The following is a 15023-nucleotide window of genomic DNA, read 5'->3' on the forward strand; positions in this document are numbered from 1 at the left end:
AAAACTTCTCAACATAAAAAAACGTTGCCTGAAAAGTTTGAGTATTAAAGAAAATACATAAAACTCTTCAGGCAATATTTTTAGGTCAGTCCCTCTACACGAGAGAAACTATAGAACGTCTAAACGCTACTTATTCCACAGTCAGGATTTCATTATCTTGCCAGTCAATTGTTCCACTTGCTCCATTCTGGTCAGTCCATCCTTTGGTTTGTCCAAGCCAAGAGTTATTATCCAGAATATCTTTGGAAAGTCCCAAAACATAGTAATTAGTGTTCCAACCGATCTTAATCCATTCATTGTTATTATTCTTATCCGGTTGTGTGTTAGGCTCACCATATTGGAAATTGGCTTCCCAAAAATCGGCTACTTTCCTGAGTTGATTTTGGAAATCAGCAGATTCCGGATCAGCAAAGATATTCTTACGAAGATCAGCCAACACGTCTTTGCTGGCCGGTGTATAGCCATCCTTAACGTCTACATATTTAGCAGTTCGGTATTTCTCAGTCAATGGAGTCACCCCTAAGAAGGAACAAGTATTTGTAGAACTTAACTCCATTGTTCCGCCCTGTCCGCCATCATAAAGCATCCAGCGCCAAATATCCCAATACCTTTTTCCCTCATAAGCCAGCTCAACCTGACGTTCCCGCAAACATGCGGCAAGAGCTGACGCACGGTCTGTTACATAAGTATCCAACCCATAATTATTATCCGCTGGGATACCGACACGTGCACGTAACTTTCCAATAGCCTGTTTACATAAATCAATCTGGTTAGTAGCCGCATAGCATTCTGCCAAATTTAATTGCAATTCTGCATAGCGATAATCATAAATATGCACGCCTGAAGCTTCATAGTTATTATCCGAAGCCGTAGTAAGCCCACTCATCTTGCGAACAAATACCGGACTGGAAATATTTACACCTTCACTATAGGCAAACCCGCTAGTAGTCGATGTCGTAGTTCTCCAACGATAAGCCCAAACTGTATCATTCGTCAAACTCTTATGTCCCCATTTCAAGCCATTGAAAGCAAATGTCTGATAGAAACGCGGATCACGATTTTCCATGAAACGCAAGCTTCCATCTTCCACTCTATGAGCAACATCGGGCAAAGTTCCGTCAGCCATTGGAAATACATCTATCAACTCAATAGGCACACCTTTTCCACCACTACCTCCTTGAGAACTCAAACGGATTGCTTTCTCCCAACGATTATTTTTATATCCCAGCGAAGAATTACTTTCTTTTGCCAACAATCTGACAACCAACGTCTCTCTATTTGAATGTTCATTATCATCATCCGCAAGAATCTTACTCCAACTTGCCGCATCTGTCACACCATTCAGTCCACTAGCAGTAATACCTGACATTGCATTCAAAGTAGCATTCAAGGCTTTCTGCCAGCGATCATTACCCGCATCATTCCATCCTTTATTAAATATAGGGCTGGCATAAAATAACAACACACGACTTTTGTATGCCAGTGCACCTCCACGCGTCAGCCGACCATAATCATTTGTTCCCCATTCATCCGGCAGCAAAGTTGCCGCTTCAGTCAAATCTTTCACAATCTGTTCTACACACTGTGTCACAGAAGCTCTCGGCAGCCCTGCATCCGTAGCCTCTGCATTCAATACCGTTGTCACAATAGGCACACAACCATACATACGCACCAAATCGAACAATTGCATAGCACGCAAAAAAAGTGCCTGGCCTTTAGCTTTGTCCTTTGTCTCCTGCGAAACAGAAGAGGCATCTATATCACGAAGCAGAATATTGCAGTTACGAATACGTGTATAAGCATTATTTGTAACGCTTGATCCTAACGCCTTACCGAAATAACTGGCAAACAACGGGTCATAGCTTTTACCACTAGAAGCATCTGTTTGTGTTTTGATATCATCAATCGTTGAATACCGAGTACTCGGGTCAATCCGGCTGGTAGAAGTAATTCCCCACATTTCATCAGTAAATTCATTAAAATCCTGGGCGTATGAGGCGTGTAATCCCAGATATTGAGAGGTAGGAGAAGTGTAATTCTCAAAACAATTCTGATATAAACCTGCCAAATACCAGGTTATTTTAGTTTCTGAATCAAAATCATCATAAGCTCCATAATTATTCATATCCAAAAATGAATCGCTACAGCCAGACATGAACATACCCAAAGCTAAAGTTCCTGCATATAAAAAATTTCTCTTTTTCATCATTGATACAACTATTAAAATGTAACATTAACACCTAACGACCAGGTTCTCAAAGTAGGATATTCTGTAGAAGAACTATCATACATATTGCGATAATGATTCGGATAAGGATTATACAAATCCCACAAATTATTACCGGTCAGATTCAGACGGACAGCCGACATCTTCAACGGTGCAATCCATTTCTTAGGAAGTGTATAGCTGACAGACAGATTACGTATATAACAACGGAACGTACTAATCATCCATAAATCTGAATTGGCAAGAGCTGAACTGGAGATTAACGATTCTACTCCTAAATTGGGATATTTACCATCCGGATTGTAAACTTCATCAAACATATCTCCCCAGAATGAATCCGGTGCCCAAATCATTGTACTCTTACTTCCTCCCATAGAAGCACGGTCTATAAAACGTACGCCTCCCCATGAAGTCGAGATGCTGGCACTAATAGCAAGACCTTTCCAGCTAGCGCCCAATCGGGTTGACACATTGTAGGTTTTATTCTTTTCACACAATTTTCCATAATCCTGTTCAAGAACGATCTGTCCATTAGGTCCCTGCTGCACACCATTAACCATTTCACCACCCAAATCTTGATAAGCAACCATACCCGGACGTAAATCATCTTTACTCGTTTTATCCAAATACTTAGTTTGTCCACCTTCAGGAGTCCACGACTCCAAATAATTCCAATAATTATTGATGTCTTCCTGCGTACGCAAAATACCATCGCCACCGGAAGTATTCTTCCACACTTTAAATCCCCACACAGGAAGATAAGTAGACATTCCTTCCTCCCAACTTGAGTTGCACGGATATTTGTTATAACGTAAGCCCGGAACCCATTCTCTGACTCTACTGCCACTTAGACCGAAATCCATACCGATATTATAGTTTACTTGTCCGATCTTGTCACGCCAAGTTAAAGACAATTCACCGCCGTAAGTATCAACCCGGCCAAAATTTTCTTCCGCATACGAACCACCTGCATAAACAGGAATACCTGGCTGACTAGCCATATACTGATTCAGAATGTTATCATTTATGTCATAGTAGAAATCAAAAACTGCGCTTAACCGACCATCAAAGAAACGAGTATCAAAACCCAGATTAAACTTATCTGAAACATCCCATTTTACATTACGGTTCGGAGATGCCTGCGGTATCAGACTAGTACCCGGTTTTCCACTTTCAGCACCAAACTGCATACCTTTCAAATCCATTTTATATTGTTCTTTCCACTTCCACATTTTAATATTATCACGTCCTGTACGCCCCCAAGACGCACGAACTTTCATAAATTCAAACCAAGGCAATGAACGTTTGAACCATGACTCTTCAGACATGATCCATCCGGCAGAAATACCAGGAAAAAAGCCCCAATAATTTTCAGGAGCAAACTTTGTCGAAGCATCCGAACGGAAAATAAACTGCAACATATAACGGTCCGCATACGAATATGCTACACGTCCCAAATAAGAAAGTGAACCTGATTCACCTTTTGATGTCACTGTATTATCTGAAGTCAAAGCCGATTTGCCATCCTGCCCCACGATAGAAGGTCCACCAACTCCCAGATAAGTATCAGATATATCATGTGCTAAATCAGCATACTCAATATCACGGGAATCATAGAATGATTCGTAACGTTCAACAGAAACCATAGCAGAAATAGAATGTTTGCCAAATGTACGGTCATAGTTCACATAGAAGTTCATCTGCCGTCTTTCCGCTTGCTTATCTTTAAATGACAAGGTACTGTTTTTATCAAAAATAGCTTTTGTAAAAGAACTGTTAGGAATAGTATAGACCAGATGTTGATCAGAAGCCATTCTGGTGTTTACATAAGCCAACTCATAAGGAAAACTAGCCTGTTCAGTGGCTTCGCTCGAATGTGAAGATGAATAAGTGGCACGAAGAGACAAACCTTTCACAAAAGGCACCTCATAAGTCAATGAGATATCAGCGTTCCAGCTATTAGTCCTTTCTTTACTAAAGGAACCGCTATTGTTTAAAGCAAAATAGTTCCAGGAAGTCACGTAGTCACGATTGAAGTTGGGGTTATTATAAGTGTTCTCTATCGGTCCCAACCAATATTCCTGATCTTCTCCGTTTTCATTGGGTAATGTTACACTCCAAGGCATATGATTAGGCATGTGGTGTAATGCGCTATAGTCAGACTTTTCAGTACTTCCTCCCATACCATACAGTTTGAAACGTGCTCCTTTAGTATATATCTGATCAGACTTACCTTCGTTACCGGCAACGGTAGCAGACAACTTAATATCATTTGTCAAACGTACATCCACACCAGCACGATAAGTATAGCGCTTATAACTTTGATTTCCCAGATTCGCTCCCTGGTCAAAATAAGTAGCTCCTGCATAGTAAGTAGCACGTTCACTACCGCCACTCACATTCAACGTATGTGTCTGCTGGAAAGCGGATTTCCACCCAGCTTTATCCAACCAGTCATAATTCAAGTTATCCATCTCGGCCAACTCCATATCACTATAAAGCACATCAAAATCATCATAACCACTAGCTTTGTTAGAGCCTATTGCCAAAGAATTATAGAAACGTCCATAATCGGAACCTTTCAAAACCTTGGAATGACTAACCGCATCATTTACGGCGAATTTACCAGAATAAGAAATCAGGGGAACACCTTTTTTTCCTCTTTTAGTCTTCACCAGAATAGCTCCATTAGCTGCACGCGAACCGTAAATAGCTGCACTCGCATCACGCAACACCGTAATGCTCTCCACTTCTGAAGGATCCAGCATATTAAATTGTTCCATACTTGGCTGACCGTTAGTACCCAACTGAATCACATCATCAATAATTATCAATGGTGTAGAATTTCCTCCATCTTTAGAAATGCCTGTAAAAGTTCGATTCTGACGAATATAGACTTCATTGGCATTTGTACCCGGACGGCTGGAGCCTAGTTCTACTGTCAGGCCATTAACCATTCCCTGTAATGCTTCTGAAAGATTAGACACCGGAAGGTCTTCCAACTCTGAAGCCGAAATTGTTGATACAGAACCTGTAATATTTTTCTGTTTCATGCTACCATAGCCAACCACAACTACCTCATCAAGTTTTTGACTATCTTCCTGAAGAACAATATGCAAAGTATTAGCTTTGGGGGTAATAACTTGAGTTACAAAACCAATATAAGAAATAACCACTTTCTTACCTTCCGGTACATTTAACGAGAAATGACCATCTATATCAGTAACAGTACCTGCCGAAGAATCTTGCAATCTTATGGTAGCACCAATGATTGCCTGCCCACTTTCGTCCAATATCTGCCCCGTTACTTTTCGGGTCTGTGCGTTAACAGACAGTGCAAATGCAATAAAGCATAACAATACACCTATCTTTTTAACGAATAAGGAACTTATTAACTTCATAAATATAACGTGTTTATCCATATTATTTTTGTTTTTTGATGTGTGTCGATTGCGAACTATTGTCTCCATTTTAAAGCCCCTACACTAGAACAACCAGAGAATAATTCGTTCAGCTTGAAATTGTTATTTCCAGGATCGGTAAACAAACTGATCGTCGACATTTTGGAGTCAGCCAACCCAAGACTTCCCTTACTGGAAGAATGGTCGTTTGACTGGAAACTATTCACTGGGCTGAAACGATAAGTTCCGGTATAATCATCCTGTCCGCCCGAACCCAGTTCGTTAAACATTGGAAGATTGCCATTAATTTTCATAGAGCCACCAAAAACGCAATTCTCAATATTGACAGCAATACTCGCATCCACCCGGAATAAAAAAGAGTTTTCCATTGGAGCATAACAGAAAGTGGTGTTTGTAATCGAAATATTCTTACCGCTGTCACTATTTCGAAGATCAACAATGCCACAAATATTGGTTATGGTACAATTGTCAAAAGAAACATTGTTTATATAATTACCTTTTTTACCATCCGTCGATACTATACCTTGATTACCAATCGCATTTATCGTACATTCTTGAAATGAAATAGCTTCAACATTTCCACCAGTGCTCTTTGAACGAACGATAGCACGGAAATTTTCAATATAACAATTAGAAAAATCAATCTTATTAATCAAGAAATTAGTAGTTTCCGGACAAATCACCTGTTTACCACTTAAACTGTTATTGGTAGCTTCATCTAATGATTTCGATGCTTTAAGATTAATACGTTTGAAAGTTACTTTATCTATTGCCCCACCTTCTACTACACGGAAAGCGTTCTCAAAGCTAAAGGTACAATAATCCTCCAAAGTTTGTGGCGTCACAAAGTTGACAGAATGTGCAAACTCTGCTACCACTTCACCGCTATTCACCACAAATGTTTTTCCTGCAGGAAGCAGAAAAGTCGTTCCTTCCTCCAAAGAGTTCCAATCCAGTTTATTGAAATAGTCCGGATCAAACGCTTCATTACGTAAATCTACCCGGTTCGCCGTACCATAATCCGCATCCAGATTTTCGGTAGCTTCTGTTTTCACCTCTACGCGCGCCTGATATGTATCAGAGGTCTGTTCTTCACCTGAATAAAGGCTAACCCGATAAGCTGTTTCAGGAGAAAGTTCATCAATCACCTTAGAACCAGACAGATACTCTTCTGCAGAAACAGGATACACTTTCATTGTTTGTGTAGATACTTCTTCCGTTCCCATCGGAACAGCGGTCAAAGCTGTGATAACAACCGTATCATTAGGTATCCATGCGACAAGAGCTTTTGTATCTATAGCACGGGATTCTTTCAATTCAATAGACAACGGGCGATAAAGAATACCTGTTACTTCTGTCTCCCAATAACCGGACAGTCTTCCATCACCAGTACATTTTACCTTAAATTTGTAGTTTTCCTCCCAATCTAAATCTATCACACAGGAAGATTGACTGGCAGGTACTATTTCTGTTTTATAAAGCTCCTCCCCTTTATCGGTCACTTTATAAACCTCAATTACATACTCAGTTGCTCCTTCTACCGTTTTCCAACTTAAATAGGCCTTGTTTTGTACAACCTCCATAGTAGCAACCGGACGCAACAATACTTTTGAACTCGAATCATCATTATCCGAACAGCCTGTCAGTAATGCTGAAAAACAACTCAAAAGGAGTCCTACCGCCATCAGTTTCATTAAATTCATAGCATTTTATTTTAATATTAACATTCGATTGATTTACTTCTTAAAGTTGTACGAGATGCTTTCATCCACCAGACTATTGAGATATACTTCCAAAGCAGTATACCCAACATCCGTAGTTTTATTACGGTCTTCAGGATTATTCGGGTCCAATCCTACTTTCTTTTCCCAAGCATCATCCATGCCGTCTTTATCCGCATCAGTAATGGCTCCTGAGGTTTTATAGGTCAAACCTCCAAAACCTTCGGCTTCATCAGGACTATTAATTATCCCAGGAATAGAACCGCTAGTTTCATTTCCTGCTCCCGTGTAAGTACAACTGCCGTTCTTCACTTCCTTCATAATACGTTCATCGACCTTGTCACGTGGAAAAGCACCGGCTCCATTTTGTCCAATTACCGACTGGAAAGCCTGTTCTGCAGATTCATATTTTTCAGATAACGTATATGTTTCCCAATCAAACCAATATTGTTCGTAGTTATCTCTTCCAGAGGCTACAATAAAAGAAGGAGCTTTCATTTCATCGAAACTATAAGGATAGCTTCCATCTGTATATACCCCTTTCCAATTATCAGAAGTCAGTTCTGAATTACCTTCCATCACATTGCCACTAAAATACCATTTAGAGACAGCACGTAAAGGTGCTTTTTCCGAATCACGCGCACTCGACTGACGGAAAAATTTCAGATCTTTCACCCGGCTCGTTGTAGCAGGTCCAGGTTTATAATAATTATTCACGAAATTACATGCCCATCCATGATGTTCCGGATCTTGTGATTCATCCATTCCACCGTAAGTTGCCATCTGACTTCCCCAGTTATAATTCACATTATTGATGTATTCCATATATACATTAATATCTTGTCCGGGATCTTTTCCACGTGCACCATTCATCAACGGAGTACGGCTATTACAGTGAGCAAATAGATTATGATGGTAAGTAGATGAAGTTCCTCCCCATGCACCTCCATAAGCACGGGAACCTTTCTTATTAACTGAATAATAAAGTCCTTCACTAGAAATACACCATTGTACTGTAGAGAAATGAGTATCAATAAAATCAGTATTCTCTTCACTAGCCCAACTAAACGAACAATGGTCAATTATAAAATTATTCGCATTCTCCACACGAAGACATGCTGCATTATGATCTTTTCCATTCGCATCTTTATCCCCTACACGAAAGCGCATATGGCGAATTATAAAATTCTCGGAACCTCCAAAGTTTACTTCATTTTTAATTACACAAATGCCACCTCCCGGAGCCGTCTGTCCAGCTATTGTAAAATTCTTAGCTTTACAACGTATATCTGATTTCAGTTCTATTTTACCGGAAATAGCAAAAACAACAGTCGTAGCTTCATTTTCAGAGCATTGCTTCAATGCCCACCGGAAAGACCCTTCCCCATCATCATCGGTATTAGTAACAATAACAACTTTGCCTCCACGTCCTCCTGTAGCATTTTTACCGAAACCTTCAGCAGTTGGAAAAGCTTTTAATACTTCCGGATCTTTTGCATAAGGCCCCAGTTCCATGTTAGTAAATCCTTTAATATCAGTACATGCTCCCAAACTCAAAGTGCAGCCAATTAGAAAAAGACTTTTAACTAAACAACGTTCCATTGTATTAGAAACACTCACATGTCTTGGTTTTAAAAACTCAAAAACACGCTCTGTACGCATACGTGTTTTCCATTTCTCAATAAATGCATAATTTTTCATCCATTTTAATTTAAAGTTTATACAAATTACCATAGCTTTATGAGAGAGCTATATGATTATAATCGTTAATATGACACAATATAAATTATATTGTACTCACTTTTTCGTACTTAATTTCGCCTTTTAAATACTATTTTTCCTAAAAGAATATTCATTGCCACCTTCTATTTTCGCATAGATTGTCCGTAATTATACAATAAGATATAAAATTACTTAACTACATAATCCAAGATTATCTGGTATTTTCAATACTACATAATGATAATTTCCTAACGAAAAGAATACGAAAACTATTTTGAGTAATGGCATTTCTATAAAGATAGTTGGCTGTACAAAAAAAAAGCAGTACTTTTGCAGCCGTATACAATATAATTCTATAACTCATGAGTAATCAACGATACATGATGCGTGGAGTAAGCGCATCAAAAGAAGATGTGCACAACGCCATCAAGAACATCGACAAAGGAATTTTCCCGAAAGCATTTTGCAAAATTATCCCCGATATATTGGGAGGTGACCCGGAATATTGCAACATTATGCACGCCGATGGCGCCGGAACCAAATCATCTCTTGCTTATATGTACTGGAAAGAAACGGGTGATTTGTCCGTTTGGAAAGGCATCGCACAGGATGCATTGATTATGAATATCGACGACCTGCTTTGTGTAGGTGCCGTAGACAATATTCTTGTCTCTTCTACCATTGGACGTAATAAACTGTTGATTCCCGGAGAAGTAATTTCCGCCATCATCAATGGAACAGATGAATTGCTGGCCGAACTCCGTGAAATGGGGGTAGGTGTATACGCAACCGGTGGTGAAACAGCTGATGTCGGCGACTTGGTTCGTACAATCATCGTTGACTCTACCGTAACTTGTCGCATGAAACGTTCAGACGTTATCGACAATGCCAATATTCGTCCGGGTGACGTGATCGTCGGTCTGGCTTCTTACGGACAAGCTACTTACGAAAAAGAATACAATGGCGGTATGGGCAGCAATGGTTTGACAAGTGCCCGTCACGATGTATTCGGAAAATATCTTGCTGAAAAATATCCGGAAAGCTACGATGCTGCCGTTCCCGAAGAATTAGTTTACTCCGGCAAGTTAAAACTGACAGACAGTGTAGAAGATTCTCCGATTGATGCAGGTAAGTTGGTGCTCTCCCCTACTCGTACATACGCACCGGTAGTGAAGAAATTACTCGATGCACTGCGCCCGGAAATCCATGGAATGGTACACTGTTCCGGTGGTGCACAAACCAAAGTTTTACACTTTGTTGAAAATGTTCGTGTAGTAAAAGATAATCTTTTCCCCGTTCCTCCTTTATTCAAAACTATTCAAGAACAAAGCGGTACGGACTGGGCAGAAATGTACAAGGTATTCAATATGGGACATCGCCTCGAAGTCTACTTGTCACCGAAACATGCAGAAGAAGTAATTGCTATTTCCGAGTCATTCGGTATTCCGGCACAGATTGTAGGACGTGTTGAAGCATGTGAGCAAACAGAATTAATCATTAAGAGCGAATTCGGAGAATTTAGATACTAAAGAATGGCAGATAACAGTACCATATTAGAAAAATTAGACGGACTCGTAGCCCGTTTTGAAGAAATATCTACCCTTATCACAGACCCGGCAGTGATTGCCGATCAGAAACGTTACGTCAAGTTGACTAAAGAATATAAGGAATTAGACGACTTGATGAAAGCAAGGAAAGAATATATCCAATTACTGGGTAATATTGAAGAAGCTAAAAATATCCTTGCTAATGAATCGGACACCGAAATGCGCGAGATGGCAAAAGAAGAAATGGACAATAGTCAAGAGCGCCTTCCGGTATTGGAAGAAGAAATCAAACTGATGCTTGTCCCTGCCGATCCGCAAGACAGCAAGAACGCAATTCTTGAAATCCGTGGTGGTGCAGGAGGTGATGAAGCAGCTATCTTTGCCGGTGACCTCTTTCGTATGTATGCCAAATTCTGTGAAACCAAAGGTTGGAAGATGGAAGTCTCCAATGCAAACGAAGGGACAGCAGGAGGATTCAAAGAAGTTGTTTGTAGCGTCACGGGCGATAATGTATACGGAATCTTAAAATATGAATCGGGAGTACACCGCGTACAGCGTGTTCCTGCTACCGAAACACAAGGACGTGTTCATACTTCTGCCGCATCAGTGGCGGTACTTCCCGAAGCTGAAGAATTCGATGTAGTCATCAACGAAGGAGAAATCAAATGGGATACTTTCCGAAGTGGTGGTGCCGGTGGACAGAATGTAAATAAGGTAGAATCCGGAGTACGTCTGCGTTATATCTGGAAGAACCCGAATACAGGTATTGCCGAAGAAATACTCATTGAATGTACCGAAACACGTGACCAACCGAAAAATAAGGAACGTGCTTTGGCCCGTCTCCGTACGTTTATCTATGACAAGGAACATCAGAAATACATCGATGACATTGCCTCCAAACGTAAAACAATGGTATCGACCGGAGACCGTTCTGCTAAAATCCGCACCTACAACTATCCGCAGGGACGAATCACCGACCATCGCATCAATTACACGATTTATAATCTTGCTGCATTCATGGACGGGGATATTCAAGACTGCATCGACCACCTGATCGTAGCAGAAAACGCGGAACGCTTGAAAGAAAGCGAGCTTTAGAAAAATGAAGAGTTGATCGTTGAGAATGATTTCTTAGAAATAGTCAATAGTAAATTGTATAATAGTAAATAACAAGATGGATAAGCAACAATTATTTGAAAACATAAAGCGCAAAAAATCATTCCTCTGTGTAGGACTTGATACTGACATCAAGAAAATCCCGGAGCATCTGTTGAAAGAAGAAGATCCGATCTTTGCATTCAACAAAGCCATCATCGACGCGACAGCAGATTTGTGCATCGCCTATAAACCCAATCTGGCTTTCTATGAAAGCATGGGCGTAAAAGGATGGATCGCATTTGAAAAGACAGTAAAATACATCAAAGATAACTATCCGGATCAATTCATTATCGCTGACGCAAAGCGTGGTGACATCGGAAATACTTCTGCCATGTACGCCCGCACCTTCTTTGAAGAGCTTAATATCGACTCTGTAACGGTAGCTCCTTATATGGGCGAAGACAGTGTTACTCCGTTCCTTACCTATGAAGGTAAATGGGTGATCCTGTTGGCATTGACTTCCAACAAAGGTTCGCATGACTTCCAACTAACAGAAGATGTAAACGGCGAACGTCTGTTCGAGAAAGTATTACGTAAATCACAAGAATGGGCTAGTGACGACCGCATGATGTATGTGGTAGGTGCCACTCAAGGACGCGCTTTCGAAGATATTCGTAAAATTGTTCCGAACCATTTCCTTCTCGTACCAGGTGTAGGAGCACAAGGCGGCTCGCTCGAAGAAGTTTGTAAATACGGAATGAACAGTACATGCGGAATCATTGTTAATTCCTCACGTGGTATCATCTACGTAGATAAAACAGAGAAGTTTGCAGAAGCTGCCCGCACCGCCGCACAAGAAGTACAGGCGCAAATGGCTGAACAACTCAAAGCAATTCTCTGAAAAGAGAAAAAGGATCTCTAAAGAAAACGAATGCCTTACGAAAGAAAGATAATTAACGACCCCGTATTCGGGTTCATCAATATTCCAAAGGGGTTACTGTACGATATAGTACGGCATCCCCTTTTGCAGCGTCTTACCCGCATCAAGCAGGTAGGATTATCATCTGTTGTATACCCCGGTGCACAACATACCCGCTTCCAACACTCTTTAGGTGCTTTTTACTTGATGAGTGAAGCTATCAGCCAACTGGCTTCTAAAGGTAATTTCATCTTTGACAGTGAAGCGGAAGCTGTACAGGCCGCCATCCTGTTACATGATATAGGACATGGGCCTTTCTCACATGTACTGGAAGATACTATAGTAAAAGGGGTCTCCCACGAAGAGATTTCCCTCATGCTGATGGAACGGATGAACAAAGAGATGAGTGGTCAGCTTAGTCTTGCCATTCAAATCTTCAAAGACGAATATCCAAAACGCTTTCTCCATCAACTTGTAAGCGGTCAGCTGGATATGGACAGATTGGATTATCTTCGCCGCGACAGCTTTTACACAGGTGTGACAGAAGGAAATATCGGTTCCGCACGGATTATAAAAATGCTTGATGTAGCGGACGACCGCCTGGTTGTCGAATCCAAAGGAATCTACTCTATCGAGAATTTCCTTACGGCACGTCGCCTGATGTACTGGCAAGTATATCTGCATAAGACGTCCGTCGCATACGAAAAAATGCTTATCAGTACCCTATTACGTGCTAAAGAACTGGCATCACAAGGAGTGGAACTGTTCGCATCACCCGCATTGCGTTTTTTCCTTTACAATGATATCAATCCTACGGAGTTCTATAACAACCCCGACTGTCTGGAGAATTTTATTCAACTAGACGACAATGATATATGGACAGCCTTGAAAGTCTGGAGTACTCATGCAGACAAGGTACTTTCTACTTTAAGCATGGGAATGATAAACCGAAATATCTTTAAAGTAGAAATTTCATCGGAACCGATTAGTGAGGACAGAAAAAAAGAATTAACTTTGCACATCAGCCAGCAATTAGGTATAACCCTTTCCGAAGCGAACTATTTTGTCTCTACCCCCAGCATCGAAAAGAATATGTATGACCCGGCAGATGACAGTATTGACATTATCTACAAAGACGGCACTATCAAAAATATTGCCGAAGCATCGGACATGCTGAACATCTCATTATTGTCCAAAAAGGTAAAGAAATACTATCTCTGCTATCAGAGATTACACAGATAAGTATAAAATATTCATGCAATAACACGGAAATCTGAAAAAAAAATCCGTTATTTGTGAACTAATTAAATTTTAAATTAAAGACATGGAGTTCTCGGCTAAGCAAATTGCAGCATTTATCCAAGGGGAAATCATTGGAGACGAAAACGCTACGGTACACACATTCGCTAAAATTGAAGAGGGAATGCCCGGAGCAATTTCTTTCCTGTCAAATCCCAAATATACACCTTACATCTACGAGACACAATCAAGCATTGTCCTGGTTAACAAGGACTTCACTCCCGAGCACGAAATAAAAGCTACTCTGATTAAGGTAGACAATGCATATGAAAGTCTGGCTAAATTGCTCAATCTTTATGAAATGAGCAAACCTAAGAAACAAGGTATAGATTCATTAGCTTTCGTTGCACCCAGCGCCAAAATTGGTGAGAACGTATACATCGGTGCATTTGCCTATATCGGTGAAAATACCGTGATCGGAGATAATACCCAAATTTATCCACACACTTTTGTTGGAGACGGCGTGAAGATAGGCAACAGTTGCTTGCTTTACTCCAATGTAAATGTTTATCATGATTGCCGCATAGGTAACGAATGTATCCTGCACTCGGGTGCAGTGATCGGAGCTGACGGATTTGGCTTTGCTCCCACTCCGAACGGATACGATAAGATTCCGCAAATCGGAATTGTCATTCTGGAAGATAAAGTAGATATAGGTGCTAATACTTGTGTAGACCGTGCTACAATGGGAGCTACGGTAGTGCATAGTGGTGTCAAATTAGACAATCTGATACAAATAGCACATAATGATGAAATAGGTTCGCATACCGTAATGGCTGCACAAGCCGGAATTGCCGGTTCTACCAAAATTGGTGAATGGTGTATGATCGGAGGCCAGGTAGGTATTGCAGGACATTCCAAGATAGGAGACAAAGTTGGTTTAGGCGCACAGTCAGGTGTACCCGGAGACATCAAATCCGGTAGTCAACTTATCGGAACTCCTCCCATGGAACTGAAGCAATACTTTAAAGCATCCGTCGCACAAAGAAGCTTGCCGGATATGCAGAAAGAATTGCGTAATCTGCGCAAAGAAATAGAAGAATTAAAACAACTATTAAATAAGTAACC

General features: G+C 40.6%; 9 protein-coding genes. 5 read left to right on the top strand and 4 right to left on the bottom strand.

The genetic code is table 11. The features are described 5' to 3' along the window. Positions 1 to 130: 130 nt before the first annotated feature. The 4 genes from I2I13_RS00795 to I2I13_RS00810 are packed head-to-tail and all read right to left on the bottom strand — an operon-like array spanning position 131 to position 9071. Complete coding sequence (locus I2I13_RS00795) at positions 131 to 2209, bottom strand: RagB/SusD family nutrient uptake outer membrane protein (protein ID WP_229128538.1); 2079 nt, start codon at positions 2207 to 2209, stop codon at positions 131 to 133. Between the two features lie 11 nt (positions 2210 to 2220). Further along, positions 2221 to 5628, bottom strand: a complete 3408-nt coding sequence (locus tag I2I13_RS00800) for a TonB-dependent receptor (protein WP_229128539.1) — start codon at positions 5626 to 5628, stop codon at positions 2221 to 2223. Positions 5629 to 5684: 56 nt separating this feature from the next. Next, positions 5685 to 7352, bottom strand: coding sequence for a hypothetical protein (locus I2I13_RS00805; protein ID WP_195648480.1), 1668 nt, complete (start codon positions 7350 to 7352; stop codon positions 5685 to 5687). Between the two features lie 33 nt (positions 7353 to 7385). Beyond that, positions 7386 to 9071 (bottom strand): polysaccharide lyase family 1 protein, encoded by a 1686-nt coding sequence (locus I2I13_RS00810; RefSeq protein WP_195648481.1) that lies wholly within the window; start codon positions 9069 to 9071, stop codon positions 7386 to 7388. 383 nt (positions 9072 to 9454) lie between these two features. On the opposite strand from I2I13_RS00810, the gene I2I13_RS00815 reads away from it, so the two are divergent. The 5 genes from I2I13_RS00815 to lpxD all read left to right on the top strand — a co-directional run bounded on the left by I2I13_RS00815 (position 9455) and on the right by lpxD (position 15021). Next, positions 9455 to 10621: an AIR synthase-related protein gene (locus I2I13_RS00815; protein WP_195648482.1), complete on the top strand. Its 1167-nt coding sequence runs from the start codon at positions 9455 to 9457 to the stop codon at positions 10619 to 10621. A gap of 3 nt (positions 10622 to 10624) precedes the next feature. After that, positions 10625 to 11737, top strand: coding sequence for a peptide chain release factor 1 (prfA, locus tag I2I13_RS00820; protein ID WP_074560074.1), 1113 nt, complete (start codon positions 10625 to 10627; stop codon positions 11735 to 11737). 76 nt (positions 11738 to 11813) lie between these two features. Further along, positions 11814 to 12638 (top strand): orotidine-5'-phosphate decarboxylase, encoded by an 825-nt coding sequence (pyrF, locus tag I2I13_RS00825; RefSeq protein ID WP_074560076.1) that lies wholly within the window; start codon positions 11814 to 11816, stop codon positions 12636 to 12638. Between the two features lie 30 nt (positions 12639 to 12668). Then, a complete protein-coding gene (locus I2I13_RS00830; RefSeq protein WP_148364311.1) occupies positions 12669 to 13898 on the top strand; it encodes an HD domain-containing protein in 1230 nt (409 codons plus the stop codon). A gap of 82 nt (positions 13899 to 13980) precedes the next feature. Then, a complete protein-coding gene (gene lpxD / locus I2I13_RS00835; protein WP_074706692.1) occupies positions 13981 to 15021 on the top strand; it encodes a UDP-3-O-(3-hydroxymyristoyl)glucosamine N-acyltransferase in 1041 nt (346 codons plus the stop codon). Positions 15022 to 15023: the final 2 nt, after the last annotated feature.

The sequence above is a fragment of the Bacteroides sp. D55t1_190419_B8 genome, assembly GCF_015558905.1.
Lineage (GTDB): Bacteria > Bacteroidota > Bacteroidia > Bacteroidales > Bacteroidaceae > Bacteroides > Bacteroides vicugnae.

Bases quoted from the DNA above. Each gene is read 5' to 3' on its own strand.
- I2I13_RS00795 (WP_229128538.1), bottom strand. From the start codon at position 2,209: ATGATGAAAAAGAGAAATTTTTTATATGCAGGAACTTTAGCTTTGGGT.
- I2I13_RS00800 (WP_229128539.1), bottom strand. From the start codon at position 5,628: ATGAAGTTAATAAGTTCCTTATTCGTTAAAAAGATAGGTGTATTGTTA.
- I2I13_RS00805 (WP_195648480.1), bottom strand. From the start codon at position 7,352: ATGAATTTAATGAAACTGATGGCGGTAGGACTCCTTTTGAGTTGTTTT.
- I2I13_RS00810 (WP_195648481.1), bottom strand. From the start codon at position 9,071: ATGAAAAATTATGCATTTATTGAGAAATGGAAAACACGTATGCGTACA.
- I2I13_RS00815 (WP_195648482.1), top strand. From the start codon at position 9,455: ATGAGTAATCAACGATACATGATGCGTGGAGTAAGCGCATCAAAAGAA.
- prfA (WP_074560074.1), top strand. From the start codon at position 10,625: ATGGCAGATAACAGTACCATATTAGAAAAATTAGACGGACTCGTAGCC.
- pyrF (WP_074560076.1), top strand. From the start codon at position 11,814: ATGGATAAGCAACAATTATTTGAAAACATAAAGCGCAAAAAATCATTC.
- I2I13_RS00830 (WP_148364311.1), top strand. From the start codon at position 12,669: ATGCCTTACGAAAGAAAGATAATTAACGACCCCGTATTCGGGTTCATC.
- lpxD (WP_074706692.1), top strand. From the start codon at position 13,981: ATGGAGTTCTCGGCTAAGCAAATTGCAGCATTTATCCAAGGGGAAATC.